The following is a 16,988-nucleotide window of genomic DNA, read 5'->3' on the forward strand; positions in this document are numbered from 1 at the left end:
CGTAGGGTTGCCGATCATGGCTGAGTACGTCTTCACGCTGCGCAACGTGCGCAAGGCCCACGGCGACAAGGTCGTCCTCGACAACGTCACCCTCTCGTTCCTGCACGGCGCCAAGATCGGCGTCGTCGGCCCGAACGGCACGGGCAAGTCGACCCTCCTCAAGATCATGGCCGGGCTCGAGCACGCCAACAACGGCGACGCGATCATCGACCCCGACGCCACCGTGGGCATGCTCCAGCAGGAGCCGCCGCTGAGCGAGGGCAAGACGGTCCTGGAGAACGTGGAGGAGGCCGTCCACGAGATCAAGGGCAAGATGAAGCGGCTCGAGGACGCCTACATGGAGATGGGCGACCCCGACGCCGACCAGGACGCGTTGATGAAGGAGACCGGCGATCTCCAGACCGAGCTCGACCACGCGAACGCCTGGGACATCGACAGCCGGCTCGACCAGGCGATGGACGCGCTGCGCTGCCCGGACCCCGACGTGCTGGTCGACAACCTCTCCGGTGGCGAGCGCCGCCGCGTCGCCCTCTGCAAGCTGCTCCTCCAGCAGCCCGACCTGCTGCTCCTCGACGAGCCCACCAACCACCTCGACGCCGAGTCGGTGCAGTGGCTCGAGGGCCACCTCGCGTCGTACCCCGGCTGCGTCCTGGCCGTGACCCACGACCGGTACTTCCTCGACAACGTCGCGCAGTGGATCCTCGAGCTCGACCGCGGCAAGACGCACCCCTACGAGGGCAACTACTCCACCTACCTGGAGACCAAGAAGGAGCGCCTCAAGATCGAGGGGCAGAAGGACGCCAAGCGCGCCAAGATGCTCGAGCGCGAGCTCGAGTGGGTGCGCTCGAACGCCAAGGCCCGCCAGACCAAGAGCCGCTCGCGTCTCGCGCGGTACGAGGAGATGGCGGCCGAGGCCGACCGCATGCGCAAGATCGACACCTCCGAGATCAACATCCCGGCCGGTCCGCGCCTGGGCGACGTCGTCCTCGAGGCGCACGACCTCAGCAAGGGCTTCGAGGGCCGGACCCTGATCCACGACCTGTCCTTCACGCTGCCGCGCGCCGGCATCGTCGGCGTCATCGGCCCGAACGGCGTCGGCAAGACCACGCTGTTCCGGATGATCATCGGCACCGAGCAGCCGGACGCCGGCGAGCTCAAGGTCGGCCAGACGGTGAAGATCTCCTACGTCGACCAGAGCCGCGGTGGCATCGACCCCAACAAGAACGTCTGGGAGGTCGTCTCCGACGGCCTGGACTTCATCAAGGTCGCCAACTTCGAGATGAACTCCCGCGCGTACGTCGCGTCGTTCGGGTTCAAGGGCCCCGACCAGCAGAAGAAGGCCGGCGTCCTGTCCGGCGGCGAGCGCAACCGCCTCAACCTCGCGCTCACCCTGAAGATGGGCGGCAACCTGCTGCTGCTCGACGAGCCGACCAACGACCTGGACGTCGAGACCCTCCAGTCCCTCGAGGACGCGCTCCTCGACTTCCCCGGCTGCGCCGTGGTCACCTCCCACGACCGGTGGTTCCTCGACCGCGTCGCCACCCACATCCTGGCCTGGGAGGGCGACGAGGACGACGAGGCCAAGTGGTTCTGGTTCGAGGGCAACTACGACGCCTACGAGGCCAACAAGATCGAGCGGCTGGGCATCGAGGCCGCGCGCCCGCACCGGGTGACCCACCGCCGGCTGACGCGTCCCTAAGTGTCCCGTCCGCGAAATCCGCAGGCTCACTCCGCGGCCCAGGCACGCACGTGGCGGCGTTGCCGTCGCTCGCTGGACGACCAAGTACGGCGTCGCTCCGGCGCCTTGCCATGCACGCACCTGGACCACGGATTGAGCACACGCATTCCGCGGACGGGACACTAGGCCCATGACGGGGCGGGGGCCGGTAGGACGCGTCGACGCCTACCAGCGACGCCACCGGTGGCTCGGGGTCCCGATCGCCACGATCTACAAGTACGGCGACGACCAGGGCACGTACCTGGCCGTGATCGTGACCTACTACGCGCTGTTCGCGGTGCTGCCGCTGCTCCTGCTGGCCACCTCCATCCTGGGCTTCGTGCTGCAGGGCAACCCGGACCTGCAGGCCAAGGTCCTCGACTCGGCGCTGAGCCAGTTCCCCGTCATCGGCGACCAGTTCCGCCGGCCGGAGGGCCTCACCGGGTCGAGGACCGGTGTGGTGGTCGGCTCGCTGGCCGCGCTGTACGGCGCGATCGGGCTCGGCTCGGCGGTGCAGAACGCCCTCAACGTGGCCTGGCAGGTACCCCGCAACAGCCGACCCAACCCGATCCTGCTCCGGGTGCGTGGCCTGCTCGTCGTCGCCTTCGGCGGCCTCGCCGTCCTCGCGTTCACCACCGCCTCGGTGCTGGTCAGCAACACCACGCTGATCACCTGGTTCGAGGGGTCGCCGCTGCAATGGCTCGCCCGCCTGGTCAGCGTGCTCGTGGTGGGCGGCGTGCTGTTCGTGATCATGCGGCTGGCCACGGTACGCAGCCAGCGACAACGGACCACGCTGCCGGGCGCGCTCGTCATCGCGGTGCTCTGGCACCTCGTGCAGCAGGTCGGCGCGCTGTACGTCACCCACATCCTCGCCGGCGCCCAGCCGGTGAACCAGACCTTCGGACTCGTCCTCGGCCTGATGGCCGCGATCTTCCTGCTCTCCGTCGCGGGCATGCTCGGCGTCGAGATCAACGTCGTCCTCGGAAGGCGGCTGTGGCCGCGCGCGCTGCTGACGCCGTTCACCGACGCCGTCGTGCTGACCGACGCCGACCGCCGCGCCTACCACGGCTACGCCGCGGCCCAGCGCCACAAGGGCTTCGAGACAGTCTCCGTGGAGTTCGACGAGGACGACGACACGGGCTGGTCGCCGTAGGTCCCCCGACTGTCGGGACGTTCGTCCCCCACACGGTGGTCGCACGACCCTGAATCGAGGTGCCCTTCTCTTCCTACCGTCGTCGATGAGGGGCAGGCACCGGGTCTGCACCACAGACAGAGGAGACACGAACATCATGCGCTCGGCATTCGACAAGCTCATTTCCTGGACCGGGCTTCTGCTCGTCGCGGTCCTTCTCGTAGCGGGTGGTCTGCTGACGTGGGCCAACACCTTCGTGGGCAACCAGGTACACGACCAGCTCGTGATGCAGGACATCACGATGCCGTCCGGCGGAGCCCTCGAGGGCCTGCCCGCGGCTGACGCCAAGGTCATGAAGAAGTACGCCGGCAGCAAGCTCGACACCGGGCCCGAGGCCCAGGCGTACGCCGACCACTACATCCTCGTCCACATGAACGCCGCCAGCGGCGGACGGACCTACGAGGAGGTCAGCGGCGAGTTCATCTCGATGAGCGACGAGCAGAAGGCGTCCGAAGAGGGCCAGGCCCTGGCCGGTCTGCGCCAGACGCTCTTCATGGGCAACACGCTGCGCGGCCTGCTGCTCTACGCCTACGCGTTCGCCACGATCGGCACGATCGCCGGCATCGCCGCCATCGTCTCCTTCGCGGGAGCCACCATCCTGCTGGTGCTCGTCGCGCTCGGCCTCTGGCACGCTCGACGGGTCGAGCACACCGCCGAGCGGCTCGTCCCCGACCGGGCGGTCCAGCCTGCCTGACGCGCGACGCGGGAAGATCCCCGGGCCTCATGGCCCGGGGATCGACGCGTCCCGGCGGGTGGGCTAGCGCCGAGCGGCCCGCCACTCGTCGGCGAGCAGCCCATACGTGTACCCGTCGACCCAGCCGAGTTCGGCGTGCCAGGAGTCCTCGACGCCGTGCTGCTCCCGACGCATGCCGGCCTTCTCCAGGATCCGCACCGAGGCGAGGTTGTCGGCGAAGCAGCCGGCGGTGAGCCGGTGGATCCCCAGCTCCTCGAAGGCCACCGCCACCATGGCCAGCACCGCCTCGCTGGCGTAGCCATGGCCGCCGTACGCCGGGTCGAAGACGTAGCCGATCATCGCCTCGGTCCGCTCGGGCATGCCGGGCTGGCCCATCCCGTCCTCGACCTCCAGGGACACGGTCCCGATGACGGTCCCGTCGAGCTCCACGGCGACGCTGTGGTCGTCGGGATCCTGCGCCGCGCGCTCCATGGCGGCGCGGAACTCGTCCGGCTCGACCGTGGTGCGGATCAGCCAGCGGTTGACCTCGGGCAGGTTGCGGTACTCCAGGATGCGGTCGACGTCGGCGGGCGCCGCGGGGCGCAGCACGAGGCGATCGGTGCGCCGGGTGGTGGCGGTGTCGGGCATGGCCACGACGCTAGCCGCGGCGGTGGAACGTCAGCGACTCGAGGGGCAGGGCCGAGTCGTGAGGGCGCGTCAGCGGGCTGAACGTGAGGCGGTCACCGGCGATCTGCCACCGGTACGTCGCGAGGTCGGGCTCCTTCGTCACCGCGCCTGTCGGCCGGAGGTGCACGCGGTGGCCCTCGACGCGGATGTAGCGCAGCGACCGGTAGTGGGTGACGTCGGTCAGCGTCAGCCGCTCGTTCGCGACGACCAGCGTGAGCCGGCCGGAGTCGGCCGTCCACACGCCCTCGAGCGGGCTCGGGTACCTCACCCACGGCGGCGGCCCGATCACGGTCGGGCCCGGCGTCGCGTCCGCCGCCGCCGGTGGGGGAGCGGCCGCCGGGGCGGCGGGGTCGTCGCCCGTGAGGCGGCCGTACGCCGCCCAGGCGAGGAGAGCTCCCAGGACCACCGCGACGACGGCGCGCAGCACGGGGCGCCTCGGTGGAGCCGAGGAGTCGAGGACGTCCTCGGAGGTCAGCGGATCTCGCTCTCCGGGTGCGTCACCACGAGCTTGTCGGCCACCGCGTTCATCACCCGGCCGAGGGCCTCGAAGTCCTCACAGGTCGCGATGTCGACGAGGTAGTCGCGCACGCCGTTGACGTGGGTCGGCGCCATCTGCTCCAGGAGCTCGTACCCGTGGTCGGTCATCGCGCACACCACCCCGCGGCCGTCCTCGGCGGCCTCGGTCCGCTCGACGAGGCCGGCCGCCTCCATCCGCTTGACCGTGTGGGTGACCCGGCTGCGGCTGTGCGCCATCGCGTCGGCGAGCTGGGCCATCCGCAGCCGGCGGCCCGGCCGCTCGGAGAGGCGGACCAGGATCTCGTACTCGGCCAGCGAGACGTCGAACCCCCGCCTCAGGTCGGCGTCCAGGCGGTCCAGGAGCAGGGTCATCCCCATCACCAGCGCACGCCAGGACTGCTGCTGCGGCTGGTCGAGCCAGCGTGCGTCGGCGGTCTCGGGCACACCCAGAGCCTAGTCAGACGGTCCGGGTCGACGCCCTGGTCAGGAGACCCGCTCGAGGATCAACGCCATGCCCTGGCCACCGCCCACGCACATCGTCACCAGGCCGGTCGACTTGTCGTGCCAGTCCAGCGAGTTCAGCATCGTCGCCTGGAGTCGCGCGCCCGTCATGCCGAACGGGTGCCCGACCGCGATCGCGCCGCCGTTGACGTTGAGGCGGTCGAGGTCGATGCCGAGGTCCTGGTACGACGGCACGACCTGCGCCGCGAACGCCTCGTTGATCTCGACCAGGTCGATGTCGCCGATGGTCATGCCGGCGTGGGCGAGGGCGCGCTTGGTGGCCTCGACCGGGCCGAGGCCCATGATCTCCGGCGACAGCGCGCTGACCCCGGTCGCGACGATGCGCGCCAGCGGCGTCAGCCCGAGCTCGGCGGCCCTGGTGTCGGACATGACGACGACCGCGGCGGCGCCGTCGTTGAGCGGGCAGCAGTTGCCGGCCGTGACCAGCCCGTCCGGACGGAAGACCGGCTGGAGCTGGGCGGTCGCCTCGTAGGTCACGCCCGCGCGCGGCCCGTCGTCGGTCGACACGAGCCGGCCGTCGGGCGTCGTCACCGGCGTGATCTCGCGCTCCCAGAACCCGTCCGCGATGGCCTTCTCGGCGAGGTTCTGGCTGCGCACGCCGAACTCGTCGAGCTCCTGGCGGGAGATGCCGCGCGACTGGGCGAGGTTCTCCGCGGTCTGGCCCATGGCCATGTAGATGTCCGGGACCCGTCCGTCCTCGCGCGGGTCGTGCCAGTGCGCGCCGTTCACCGGGCCACCCTCCGCACCGGCCGCCGTACGCGCCTCCGCATCGGCGAAGACGGGGTTGTGGGTGTCGGGCCAGCTGTCCGAGCTGCCCTTGGCGAACCGCGAGACGGTCTCCACGCCGGCGGACACGAACACGTCGCCCTCGCCGGCCTTGATGGCGTGGAACGCCATCCGCGTGGTCTGCACCGAGGACGCGCAGTACCGGGTGATGGTCGCCGCCGGCACGTCGTCCATCTCGTTGAGGATGTTCACGACCCGGCCCATGTTGAAGCCGCTCTCGCCGCCCGGAAGACCGCACCCGAGGTACACGTCGTCGACGGTGTGCCGGTCCAGCGCCGGCACCTTGTCGAGGGCCGCGCGCACGATCGTCGCGGCGAGGTCGTCGGGACGAAGGTCGACCAGCGAGCCCTTGAAGGCCCGGCCGATGGGGGAGCGGGCGGTGGCGACGATGACGGCTTCCGGCATGCCGTCAGCCTAGGCCCGGGTCTGTCACCCGGGCTCGGCGAGCCCGCTCATCAGCCGCTCCAGGGAGCCGGTGACGAACGTACGTCGCGAGCGAGCGGGCCGCAGCAGGGCCGTGAGCAGCACCCCGTCGAGCGCGGCGACGAGCACCTCGGCGCGCCGGTCGGAGTCGGTCACCCCGCGGTCGGTCATGATCGCGCCGACGATCCCGACCAGCCGCTGCCGCCACTCGGTCAGCACCGCGGCGAGCCCGGGGTCGCGGGTGGCCGCGAGCTCGAGCTCCAGGCGCGCCAGCAGCACGTCGCGCTCGGTCAGCCAGCGCAGGAAGAGCCGGGTGGTCAGCTCGACCTTGCGGTCGTCGTCCGGCCCGCAGACGCGGAGGTCCTCGGTCAGTGCCGCCACGTCGCCGGCCGCCGTCGACGCGACGTACTCGGCCAGGCCCTGCTGGAGCGCCTGCCGGGTGCGGTAGTACGCCGAGCAGCTGCCCTCGCTCAACCCAGCCGCCCGATCCACCGCGCGGTGCGTCAGTCCGCGCAGCCCCTGCTCCGCCACGACCTCCGTGGCGGCCGCCATCAACCGGCGCCGGCGCGGCGAGAGGTCGGGCATGGTCGGACCGTACCGCTCCTTCGTTGCCCGGCCCGGACCTGCGGCGATACCTTGGCCGCCGCGCCCAGGTGCGGCGCCACGAGCGAGAGTGGGGATCGGCATGGCGGCAGACCCGGAGATCGTCCAGGCCCTCAGCAGCACCGACCTGTTCGCCGGCGTGGGCAAGAAGGCCCTCAACGCCATCGCCGCCCAGGCGCGGGTCGTCAACCACCCCGAGGGCAAGGACATCACCGAGGAGGGCGGCGGCGCGGCCGGTTTCCACCTGATCCGCTCGGGCGACGTCTCGGTGACGGTGCACGGCCAGCCCCGCAAGGACCTCGGCGCCGGTGACTACTTCGGCGAGATCTCGATGATCGACGGCAAGCCACGCTCCGCGACCGTCCGCGCCAAGACGCCGGTCACCACCATCGCGCTCGCCTCGTGGGCCTTCCACCCGATCCTGGACGACCACCCGGACGTCGCCAAGCAGCTGCTCAGGGTGATGTGCGAGCGGCTGCGGGCTGCCGAGGCGTGATCTGAGTCACCCTCCCCGGAGTTGGGAAGAATCTGGCTGCGGCGTACCTTCTACATCAGTAGAAACTACAGATGTAGAAAGTGAGGCCGTCATGGTCATCGTCAGCACCGCCTTCGTCGTCACCCTCCTCTCGCTCGTCGGCATCGCCGTCGTGGCCGGCGTCGGCATCCTCGGCGCCATCGCCGCCAACCGGCTCGCCTTCCACCACCGCGCCCGCGTCTCGCGCCGCGAGTCGATCCGCACGTACTACGGGCACCTCGCGCTCGGCCACTGAGCAGAGGTGGCACAGTCGGGCCATGCGCCATGTCTATGAGTGCCCCATGCGCTGGGCCGACATGGACCTGCAGGGACACGTCAACAACGTCGTGTACGTCGACTACCTGCAGGAGGCGCGCGTCGACATGCTCCGGGTGCACGCGCGCACGCACGACCAGGAGTCCGGCGGGCTCGCCGAGGCGCTGGTCGTGGTCCGGCACGAGGTGCACTACAAGGCGCCGCTGACCTACGACTTCCGGCCGGTGAGCATCGAGTGCTGGGTCACCGAGATCCGCGCCGCCTCGTTCACGATGGCCTACGAGGTCTTCCGCGAGGAGGCCGCCCACCAGTCGGGGCAGCCGGGTGGACGACGGGTCTACCTCCGGGCGACGACCGTCCTCACGCCGTTCGTCTTCGAGGCCGAGCGGCCCCGCCGGGTCAGCGACGGCGAGCGCGCCACCCTGGCGGCGTACCTGGAGGACGCGCCCGAGTGGGCCGACCCGCTCCGCCTGACCTGGGAGAGCCGCCGCGACCCGGTCGGCCACTACCCCCTTCACGTCAGGTTCTCCGACGTCGACGTCTACGGGCACGTCAACAACGTCACGTACTTCGAGTACTTCATGGAGGCGCGCATCCTCTTCACCGCCCGCCTCTGGAAGGGACTGGGCGAGGACGGCCCGCCGGTCCAGATGGTCACGGCGCGGGCCGACGTGGACTACAAGCTGCCGATCCTGTTCCGGGGCGAGCCGTACGACGCATGGTGCTGGCTGACCCACGTCGGCACGAGGTCGATGGTCATCGCGTCAGAGATCCTCGACGGCGATCGCCTGCTCGCCCGGGCCCGCGTCGTGATGGTGTTCGTCGACCCGGCCACGGGCAGGGCGGAGGCCCCGCCGGCCGAGGTCCGCGAGCGGCTGCTCGCCGCACCCGGGCTCTAGACGGGGTCGAGGGTGTTGACCATGAACTGCGCGGCGTGGGTGACGTAGTCCCAGAACTGCGCGTCCTGCTCGGGCGGCAGCGCGACCGCGTCGAGGCCCTCGCGGAAGTGCACCAGCCAGCGCTCGGCCGCCCGCGGCGTCACCGCGAACGGCGCGTGCCGCATCCGCAGCCGCGGGTGGCCCCGCGTGTCGGAGTACGTCGTCGGCCCGCCCCAGTACTGGCAGAGGAACAGCCGGAACCGCTCCTCGGCCGGGCCGAGGTCCTCCTCCGGGTACAGCGGCCGCAGCTCCGGGTCCTCGGCCACGCCGGCGTAGAAGGTGGCGACGATCTTCTCGATGGTCGGGTACCCGCCGATCTCGTCGTAGAACGTCACCGGACCATCCTCCCAAGCGACCGGTGACGCCGCGTCAGGCCCCCTCGGGGGCGTTCTGGTCGTTCTGGCTCTGGTTGACCACGACGGTGTGCGCGTACGGCGCGCTGATGCCCTCGGCGTCGAAGCGGGACTTGATCCGGGCGCGCATCTCCCGCGCGACCTTCCACTGCTCGAGCGGCGCGGTCTTGAGCGTGACGCGCATGGTGATCGCGTCGGCGGTCACCGCCTCGATGCCCCAGACCTCGGGCTGCTCGATGATCACGTGGTCGTACTCGTCGTCGTGCCACAGGTCGTCGGCCACCTCCTGGAGCACGCGGCGTACCCGCGCCACGTCCTCCCGGTAGGGGAAGGTCACGTCGAGGACCGTCCGCGCCCAGTTCTGGCTCTGGTTGCCGACGCGGAGGATCTCGCCGTTGCGGACGTACCAGACCGTGCCGTTCACGTCGCGCAGCCGCGTGACCCGCAGGCTGACCGCCTCGACGGTGCCGCTGGCCTCGCCGAGGTCGACCGAGTCGCCGACGCCGAGCTGGTCCTCGAAGATCATGAAGATGCCGGCCAGGAAGTCCTTGACCAGGTTCTGCGCGCCGAACCCGAGCGCGACGCCGAGGATGCCCGCGCTGGCCAGGATCGGGCCGATCTCGTAGTCGAGCTCCGCCAGCGCCATGGTGATGACCACGGCGACGATGACGCCGGTGATGATGCTCTTGAGCAGGTCGCCCATGGTGCGGGCGCGCTGGAGGCGGCGGCTGTGCGCGCTGTCGCTGGCCTCGGAACGACTGCGGCCGACCGACATCCGACTGATCCGGTCGGGCAGCACGCCGTCCTCGGCGCGGCGCACGAGGCGGTCGACGGCCCGGTGCAGCAGCCAGCGGGCCACCAGGCCCACGATGACGATGATCACGATCGCCAGCGGCTTGCCGATGATCAGGTCGGCGACCTCGGCCAGCTGGGAGTTGTGGGTCCAGTTGTAGATGCGTTCGCAGGTGTTCTCGTCGGGCAGGCACGGGTTGGACAGGACGGTGGTCAGGTCATAGGTCAGGGGGACCATGGGCGCCACCGTACCGAGGCCCGGATGCCGATAGTCTCGGCCCCGTGAAGGCACTGGTACGCATCCTGGCCGTCGTCACGGTCGCCCTCGCCCTGCCCCTCACGTACGCCGGGGCCGCGAGCGCCGACGTACCCGAGGGCTGGAGCAACCCGGACGACGTCTCGTTCCTGCACGCCCTTCTGGTGCTGGGCGGTATCCCGCTCCTCGTCATCGTCCTGCTGGCCCTGCTGGTGTACGTCCCGTCGATCGTGCGCGGAGAGTCCGTCGCGCCGGCGGGCGCCCGCTCCGACGACGAGTGGTTCGGCGGCCGCCGGGACGCCGACAAGGCGATCGAGGCCAAGAAGGCCGACACGACCGACGAAACGGGTGGTGCCAGTGGCAGCTGGTGACTTCTCCGCCGGCGAGCGCTTCGAGATCGACCGCGCCATCCGCGCGGCCGAGCAGACCAGCCGGTTCGAGTTCTCCGTCTTCGTCGGCCACGCCGAGGAGCCGCGTCGCGAGTACGCCGCCGGCCTCCACGCCGCCCTCGTCGCGCCCACGCACTCCGTGCTGATCATGGTCGACCCCGTCGCTCGCGCGATCGAGGTCGTCACCGGCTCGGTCGTCAAGCGCACCCTCACCGACCACGAGGTCCAGCTGGCCATCCTGGAGATGCAGTCGGCCTTCGCGGCCGGCGACTTCGTCGGCGGGCTCAAGCGCGGCATCACCATGCTCGCCGCGCACGCGCGACCTCCGCAGACCCTCCACGCCGCGGAGTAGTCCGCCTGCGGCCGCTGGAGGGGGACGAAGTCCCGTCCGCCTCCGCTGGTCGAGGAGGGACGAAGTCCCGTCACGAGACCCGGCACGACGTCCGCTGACCTCTCACCGGGTCTCGTGACAGGCGCTAGCGCGCCTTCCTCGACCAGCGATTACACGCGGTCGCGTTCCTGCGCGCGGAGCGCGCGGGCGGCGTCGTCGCGGCCCTCCCGCACGTACCGCTTGGCGGCGGGGTTCGCGGGGGAGGAGTCGAGCCAGGCGTCGACCTTCTCCAGGAGCTCGGGGCTGGCGAGCGGGTTGGGGAAGGCGTACTCGAGGGCGGTCGACGCCTTGTGGGTGCCGAGGCGCTCCCAGATGTCGTCGGCGGCCTCGAGGTACTTGTCGAGGTACGGCGCCAGCACGGCCTCCTGGCCGTAGCGCATGAACGTCGAGCAGATCGACCGGTGGGTCTCGTTCGGGACGTTCTCCTGGACGGTCGCCTGGTCCCACGCCTCGGCCTTGGCCTCGGCGGTGGGGCGGGAGGCGAGCGCCGCAGCGGCGTGCTCCTGGCCGGAGATGGTGTTGTCGCGCGTCAGCTCGGCGGCGATCTCGTCGGCGCCGATGCGGCCGTTCTTCGCCAGGCTGGTGACCAGCGCCCAGCGCAGGTCGGTGTCGACGGCCAGGCCCTCGATCGTCAGCGAGCCGCCCAGCAGCGCCTGCACGTCGTCCAGGGCGGCCGGGTTGTGTGCGGCGCCGGCGTAGGAGCGGGCGAAGGTCAGCTGGTGGTCGCTGCCCGGCTCGGCGGCCAGCAGCAGCTCCTTGAGGCCGGCCTCCCAGCGGTCGAGCAACGCGGCACGGTGCTCGGGGGCGGAGTAGGCGTGCGCAGCCAGCGCGGCGTACCCGGGGATCCGGGCCGAACCGAACGCGTCGGTCTCGGAGCCGATGTTGCGCAGCACCAGCTCGACGAAGTCGGTGGCGGCCATCTCGGCGTCCCGGGTCATGTCCCACGCCGCGCCCCAGCACAGGGCCCGCGCGAGGGAGTCGTCGAGCCGCCCGAGGCCGCCGACCAGGGTCGCCAGCGAGCGCTCGTCGAGGCGGATCTTGGCGTAGGTCAGGTCACCGTCGTTGAGGAGCAGCAGGTCGGGCTGGTCCAGGCCGATGAGCTCGTCGAGGACGGTCAGCTCGCCCTCGATGTCGACCTCGAGGTGGTGGCGGCGGACCAGGTGGCCCCCCTCCTCGTCGTACAGGCCGATGCCGATGCGGTGCCGGCGCAGCGTCGGGAACCCCGCCGCCGCGGTCTGGCGCACGCCGAACGACGTGTACGCGCCGTCGGCGTCCAGCTCGAACTCGGGCGCCAGCGTGTTCACGCCGGAGGTCTGCAGCCACTCCTTGGCCCAGGAGTCGAGCTCACGGCCGGACGACTTCTCCAGCGCGGTCAGCAGGTCGGTGAACTCGGAGTTGGCGTAGGCGTGGTCGTGGAAGTACTGCTTGAGCCCGGTCAGGAACGCATCAAGACCGACCCACGCGACCAGCTGCTTGAGCACCGAGGCGCCCTTGGCGTAGGTGATCCCGTCGAAGTTCACCTCGACGGCCTGGAGGTCGTGGTTGTCCGCGGCGATCGGGTGCGTCGAGGGCAGCTGGTCCTGGCGCAGCGCCCAGTTCTTGCGGGCGTTGGTGAAGCCGGTCCAGGACTCGGTGAACTCGGTGTTCTCGACCGCGGCGTGGTAGCAGGCCCACTCGGCGAACGACTCGTTCAGCCAGAGGTCGTCCCACCACTTCATGGTCACCAGGTCGCCGAACCACATGTGCGCCATCTCGTGCAGGATCACCGAGGCGCGGAACTCGTAGAAGGACCCGTCCTGGCGGCTGCGAGGGAGGTACTCGTCGCGGAGCGTGACCGCGCCGGCGTTCTCCATCGCGCCCATGTTGTATTCGGGGACGTACAGCTGGTCGTACTTCTCGAAGGGGTACGGGTAGCCGAAGGCCTCCTCGAAGAACTCGAAGCCCTGCTTGGTGATCTTCACGACCTCGTCGGTGTCGAGGTGGTCGACCAGGCTCTGCCGGCAGTAGTGGCCGAGCTCGATCGTGCCGTTCTTGCCCTCGTAGGCGTCGTGGACCGAGTGGTACTCGCCCGCGATCAGCGCGGTGATGTACGTCGAGATGGGCTTGGTGGCCGGGAACCGCCAGACGCTCTTCTCGTCGTCGAGCTCCTCGGGCGCCGGCGTCGGAGCGTTGGACACCACCACCCAGTGCGAGGGGGCGGTCACGTTGAAGGTGAAGCGCGCCTTGAGGTCAGGCTGCTCGAACGTCGTGTACATCCGCCGGGCGTCCGGCACCTCGAACTGGCTGTAGAGGTAGACCTTGCCGTCGGCCGGGTCCACGAAGCGGTGCAGGCCCTCGCCGGTGTGGCTGTAGGGCAGCTCGCAGTGGACGCGCAGCTCGTTCTCGGCCTGCAGGTCGTCGAGCCGGATGCGGCTGTCGCGGTAGACGTCGAACTCGTCGAGCCTCTTCCCGTTCAGGACGACCTCGTGGACGGTGGCCCCGACCAGGTCGGCGAACGTGCTGGCGCCGGGCTCGGAGCAGGTGAACCGGAGCACGGTGGTGCTCTCGAAGACCTTGTCGGACACGGTGAGGTCGAGGTCCACGGTGTAGGACTCGACCGCGAGAAGACCGGCGCGGGTCTGCGCCTCTTCCCGAGTGAGGTTGGTTCCGGGCATGACCGGCATCCTGCCATTCGGACAAAGACGGAACAGCATCGATGCGGTCCCTGTTACCGAGCCATGACCTCTTCCTCGGGCAACTCCCCTGTTGGTAACGATTCAGCATCGTCGGTCACGAATTCGGGGTCGGCGGACTTCTGGTTCGACCCGCGGTGCCCCTTCGCCTGGATCACGTCGCGCTGGATCCTCGAGGTCGAGCGGGTCCGCGACATCGACGTGAGCTGGCACGTGATGAGCCTGAGCTACCTCAACGAGAAGAAGGACGTCTCGGAGGACTACCGCCGCGGGCTCGCCGACGGGTGGGGACCCGTCCGCGTGCTGATGGCCGCGCAGGAGCACGTCGGCCAGCAGGCCCTGCTCCCGCTCTACACCGCGATGGGCGAGCACATCCACACGCAGGGCGAGGGCTCGAGCCGCGAGTCGGTCGCCGCGGCCCTGGCGGACGCCGGGCTGGCCGCCGAGCTCATCGAGGCCTGGGACGACGCGTCGTACGACGAGGCCATCAAGAAGTCCCACCACGCCGGCATGGACCAGGTCGGTGACGACGTCGGCACGCCCACGATCGCCTTCGACGGCGCCGCCTTCTTCGGCCCCGTGCTCTCCAGCATCCCCCGCGGTGAGGACGCCGGCCGGATCTGGGACGCGACCGTCACCCTCTCGTCGTACCCGACGTTCTTCGAGCTGAAGCGCACGCGGAACCGCACGCTCGACTTCAGCTGACACCCCGTCCCGCTGGTCGAGGAGGGACGAAGTCCCGTCACGAGACCCGGTGGCTCCTCCGAGGTCTCGACACGCTCGGCCGTGGCCGGCCTCGCGGCTCGACCACCATGGGCGCGGATAACCGCTCGCCCTACCTCAATAGGCTCTCCCCATGACGCATGTCCTGTCCGCCGTCGCCTGGCCGTACGCCAACGGCCCGCGCCACATCGGCCACGTGGCCGGGTTCGGCGTGCCCTCCGACGTCTTCAGCAGGTACATGCGGATGGCCGGGCACGAGGTGCTGATGGTCTCGGGGACCGACGAGCACGGCACGCCGATCCTGGTGGCCGCCGACAGCGAGGGCGTGACCGCGCGCGAGCTGGCCGACAAGAACAACTCGGTGATCGTGCACGACCTGGTCGACCTCGGCCTGTCCTACGACCTGTTCACGCGGACGACGACCGGCAACCACTACAAGGTCGTGCAGGAGCTCTTCCAGACGGTGCACCGCAACGGCTACATGGTCGAGCAGACGACCTTCGGCGCGATCAGCCCGTCGACGGGCCGCACCCTCCCGGACCGGTACATCGAGGGCACCTGCCCGATCTGCGGGTACCCCGACGCGCGCGGTGACCAGTGCGACAACTGCGGCAACCAGCTGGACCCCACGGACCTGATCAACCCGCGGTCCAAGATCAACGGCGAGACGCCGGAGTTCGTGGAGACCCAGCACTTCTTCCTCGACCTGCCCGCGCTGGCCGAGGCGCTGACGGCGTACCTGGAGGGCCGCGAGGCGTCCGGCACCTGGCGGCCCAACGTCATCAAGTTCTCGCTCAACCTCATCGAGGACCTCAAGCCGCGGGCCATGACGCGCGACATCGACTGGGGCATCCCCGTGCCCGTCGACGGCTGGCGGGAGAACCCGAGCAAGCGGCTGTACGTCTGGTTCGACGCGGTCATCGGGTACCTGTCGGCCTCCATCGAGTGGGCTCGCCGGCTCGGAGAGCCCGATCGTTGGCGCGAGTGGTGGAACGACCCGGAGGCGCTCTCCTACTACTTCATGGGCAAGGACAACATCGTCTTCCACGCCCAGATCTGGCCGGCCGAGCTGATCGCCTACAACGGCGAGGGCGACCGGGGCGGGGAGCCGGGGGAGTACGGCCGCCTGAACCTGCCCACTGAAGTCGTCTCCAGCGAGTTCATGACGATGGAGAGCCGGCAGTTCTCGACCAGCCGTGGGCACGTGATCCTGGTGGGCGACTTCCTGGCGAGGTACCAGCCCGACGCGCTGCGCTACTTCATCTGCGCGGCCGGACCGGAGACCTCCGACGCGGACTTCACGTGGACCGACTTCGTTCAGCGCACCAACTCCGAGCTGGTCGCCGGCTGGGGCAACCTGGTCAACCGCACCGCGACGATGGTCAGCAAGAGCTTCGGGGAGATCCCGGCCGCGGGTCCGCTGGACGCGGTCGACGAGGCCGTGCTGTCCGCCGTACGTTCCGGCTTCGACACCGTCGGCGACCTGATCGGCCGGCACCGGCAGCGCGCGGCCATCGCGGAGGCGATGCGGGTCGTGGGCGAGGTGAACAAGTACCTCACCGCCACCGAGCCCTACAAGATGAAGGACGAGAGCCAGCGCGAGCGGCTCGGGACGGTCCTGCACGTCGCCGCCCAGTGCGTGCTCGACTGCAACACCCTCCTGTCGCCGTTCCTGCCGCACACCTCGACCAAGGTCTGGCAGGCGCTCGGCGGCGAGGGCGAGTTCCAGCCGATGCCGCGGATCGAGTACGTCGACGAGCTGGACCCCGACGAGGGCGCCGGCCTGCTGACCTACCCGGTGATCACCGGCTCGTACTCCGAGACCCCGCGGTGGTCCTCGCGCCCGGTCACCGTCGGTGCGAAGGTCGAGAAGCCGACGCCGATCTTCACCAAGCTCGACCCGTCTGTCGTGGACGAGGAGCGGGCGAGGCTGGAGGCGTCGTGAGGGTGCTCGTCGTCGGCGCGTCGGGGCGGCTGGGCTCGGCCGTCGTCGCCGCTCTGGCCGGGCGGCACGAGGTCGTCGAGGCGTCCCGGTCCGGGGAGAACTTCGTCGACCTCACCAACCCCGCCTCGATCGCCGGGCTGTACACCGCGGTCGGCCGGGTAGACGCCGTCGCGTGCACGGCCGGCAAGACGCCGTACGGCGCGCTGACCGACCTCACCTCGGACCAGTGGCTGGCCGGGGTACGGGACAAGCTGCTCGGCCAGGTCGAGCTGGTCCGCCTCGGGATTGAGCACGTCACCGACGGCGGCTCCTTCACCCTCGTGTCCGGCATCCTCTCCGAGCAGCCGGTGCCGACCAGCCCCATCGCCTCGACGGTCGACGGCGGCGTCGACGCCTTCGTCCGCTCGGCCGCCATCGAGCTCCCGCGTGGCCAGCGGATCAACGCCGTCAGCGCCACGGTGTTCGCCGAGGCCTGGGACGCCTACGGGCCGATGTTCCCCGGCGCCACCCCCATCCCCGTCGCCGACGCCGCCGCGGCGTACGTCGCGTCCATCGAGGGCTCGGGTACCGGCCAGGTGCTCAAGGTCGGGTACTGAAGGTTTCCCCGGTCGACCGGGGAA

Annotated in this window: 19 protein-coding genes; 11 read left to right on the plus strand and 8 right to left on the minus strand. The window is 70.3% G+C overall.

What is annotated here, in order from left to right; genetic code table 11:
• The first annotated feature begins 16 nt into the window (after positions 1–16).
• From ettA to ISU07_RS07505, 3 genes are all read left to right on the plus strand, one after another.
• Complete coding sequence (gene ettA / locus ISU07_RS07495) at positions 17–1,699, plus strand: energy-dependent translational throttle protein EttA (protein WP_194706167.1); 1,683 nt, start codon at positions 17–19, stop codon at positions 1,697–1,699.
• 169 nt (positions 1,700–1,868) lie between these two features.
• On the plus strand, positions 1,869–2,870 hold the full coding sequence (locus tag ISU07_RS07500) for a YihY/virulence factor BrkB family protein (RefSeq protein WP_194706168.1): 1,002 nt from the start codon (positions 1,869–1,871) through the stop codon (positions 2,868–2,870).
• A gap of 136 nt (positions 2,871–3,006) precedes the next feature.
• The gene (locus ISU07_RS07505; protein WP_194706169.1) at positions 3,007–3,603 is read left to right on the plus strand and encodes a hypothetical protein; all 597 of its coding nucleotides are present in this window, start codon (positions 3,007–3,009) and stop codon (positions 3,601–3,603) included.
• Positions 3,604–3,666: 63 nt separating this feature from the next.
• Here the strand turns inward: ISU07_RS07505 and ISU07_RS07510 are convergent, their stop codons facing one another.
• From ISU07_RS07510 to ISU07_RS07530, 5 genes are read right to left on the minus strand one after another with little or no spacing between them, the layout of a single operon-like run.
• The gene (locus tag ISU07_RS07510) at positions 3,667–4,230 is read right to left on the minus strand and encodes a GNAT family N-acetyltransferase (RefSeq protein ID WP_194706170.1); all 564 of its coding nucleotides are present in this window, start codon (positions 4,228–4,230) and stop codon (positions 3,667–3,669) included.
• 10 nt (positions 4,231–4,240) lie between these two features.
• The gene (locus tag ISU07_RS07515) at positions 4,241–4,696 is read right to left on the minus strand and encodes a hypothetical protein (protein WP_194706171.1); all 456 of its coding nucleotides are present in this window, start codon (positions 4,694–4,696) and stop codon (positions 4,241–4,243) included.
• Positions 4,697–4,740: 44 nt separating this feature from the next.
• Positions 4,741–5,229, minus strand: a complete 489-nt coding sequence (locus ISU07_RS07520; protein WP_323742481.1) for a MarR family winged helix-turn-helix transcriptional regulator — start codon at positions 5,227–5,229, stop codon at positions 4,741–4,743.
• Positions 5,230–5,268: 39 nt separating this feature from the next.
• Positions 5,269–6,498 carry an acetyl-CoA C-acetyltransferase gene (locus ISU07_RS07525; protein WP_194706172.1) on the minus strand — a complete coding sequence of 410 codons (1,230 nt, stop codon included), beginning with the start codon at positions 6,496–6,498 and terminating at the stop codon, positions 5,269–5,271.
• A gap of 24 nt (positions 6,499–6,522) precedes the next feature.
• The gene (locus tag ISU07_RS07530) at positions 6,523–7,101 is read right to left on the minus strand and encodes a TetR/AcrR family transcriptional regulator (protein WP_194706173.1); all 579 of its coding nucleotides are present in this window, start codon (positions 7,099–7,101) and stop codon (positions 6,523–6,525) included.
• A 100-nt stretch (positions 7,102–7,201) separates the two neighbouring features.
• On the opposite strand from ISU07_RS07530, the gene ISU07_RS07535 reads away from it, so the two are divergent.
• The 3 genes from ISU07_RS07535 (at position 7,202) to ISU07_RS07545 (ending at position 8,808) form a co-directional block, all read left to right on the plus strand.
• On the plus strand, positions 7,202–7,615 hold the full coding sequence (locus ISU07_RS07535; protein ID WP_194706174.1) for a cyclic nucleotide-binding domain-containing protein: 414 nt from the start codon (positions 7,202–7,204) through the stop codon (positions 7,613–7,615).
• 91 nt (positions 7,616–7,706) lie between these two features.
• Positions 7,707–7,889 carry a hypothetical protein gene (locus tag ISU07_RS07540; RefSeq protein ID WP_194706175.1) on the plus strand — a complete coding sequence of 61 codons (183 nt, stop codon included), beginning with the start codon at positions 7,707–7,709 and terminating at the stop codon, positions 7,887–7,889.
• Between the two features lie 46 nt (positions 7,890–7,935).
• The gene (locus ISU07_RS07545) at positions 7,936–8,808 is read left to right on the plus strand and encodes an acyl-CoA thioesterase (RefSeq protein ID WP_323742482.1); all 873 of its coding nucleotides are present in this window, start codon (positions 7,936–7,938) and stop codon (positions 8,806–8,808) included.
• Here ISU07_RS07545 and ISU07_RS07550 read toward each other — a convergent pair.
• Both ISU07_RS07550 and ISU07_RS07555 read right to left on the minus strand, forming a co-directional pair.
• Entirely contained in the window at positions 8,805–9,182 is a 378-nt protein-coding gene (locus ISU07_RS07550; RefSeq protein ID WP_194706177.1) for a globin, read from the minus strand. The genes ISU07_RS07545 and ISU07_RS07550 overlap by 4 nt on opposite strands.
• Before the next feature lie 34 nt (positions 9,183–9,216).
• Positions 9,217–10,230 (minus strand): mechanosensitive ion channel family protein, encoded by a 1,014-nt coding sequence (locus ISU07_RS07555; protein WP_194706178.1) that lies wholly within the window; start codon positions 10,228–10,230, stop codon positions 9,217–9,219.
• A 44-nt stretch (positions 10,231–10,274) separates the two neighbouring features.
• Between ISU07_RS07555 and ISU07_RS07560 the strand changes: the two genes are divergently transcribed.
• Together ISU07_RS07560 and ISU07_RS07565 are read left to right on the plus strand one after the other, a co-directional pair.
• Positions 10,275–10,619: a hypothetical protein gene (locus tag ISU07_RS07560; protein WP_194706179.1), complete on the plus strand. Its 345-nt coding sequence runs from the start codon at positions 10,275–10,277 to the stop codon at positions 10,617–10,619.
• Positions 10,600–10,989, plus strand: a complete 390-nt coding sequence (locus tag ISU07_RS07565) for a DUF5130 family protein (RefSeq protein WP_323742483.1) — start codon at positions 10,600–10,602, stop codon at positions 10,987–10,989. The genes ISU07_RS07560 and ISU07_RS07565 overlap by 20 nt, the downstream gene beginning before the upstream one ends.
• A 149-nt stretch (positions 10,990–11,138) precedes the next feature.
• Here ISU07_RS07565 and pepN read toward each other — a convergent pair whose 3' ends face one another.
• On the minus strand, positions 11,139–13,682 hold the full coding sequence (pepN, locus tag ISU07_RS07570; protein ID WP_194706180.1) for an aminopeptidase N: 2,544 nt from the start codon (positions 13,680–13,682) through the stop codon (positions 11,139–11,141).
• A 63-nt stretch (positions 13,683–13,745) separates the two neighbouring features.
• Here pepN and ISU07_RS07575 point away from each other — a divergent pair, with 63 nt between their 5' ends.
• The 3 genes from ISU07_RS07575 (at position 13,746) to ISU07_RS07585 (ending at position 16,964) form a co-directional block, all read left to right on the plus strand.
• Positions 13,746–14,405, plus strand: coding sequence for a mycothiol-dependent nitroreductase Rv2466c family protein (locus ISU07_RS07575; RefSeq protein WP_194706181.1), 660 nt, complete (start codon positions 13,746–13,748; stop codon positions 14,403–14,405).
• A 151-nt stretch (positions 14,406–14,556) separates the two neighbouring features.
• Positions 14,557–16,368: a methionine--tRNA ligase gene (gene metG, locus ISU07_RS07580; RefSeq protein WP_194706182.1), complete on the plus strand. Its 1,812-nt coding sequence runs from the start codon at positions 14,557–14,559 to the stop codon at positions 16,366–16,368.
• Positions 16,365–16,964 (plus strand): short chain dehydrogenase, encoded by a 600-nt coding sequence (locus tag ISU07_RS07585; RefSeq protein WP_194706183.1) that lies wholly within the window; start codon positions 16,365–16,367, stop codon positions 16,962–16,964. The genes metG and ISU07_RS07585 overlap by 4 nt, the downstream gene beginning before the upstream one ends.
• Positions 16,965–16,988 lie beyond the last annotated feature (24 nt).

Origin of the sequence: Nocardioides islandensis, from assembly GCF_015352455.1 — a bacterium.
Classification (GTDB): domain Bacteria; phylum Actinomycetota; class Actinomycetes; order Propionibacteriales; family Nocardioidaceae; genus Nocardioides; species Nocardioides islandensis.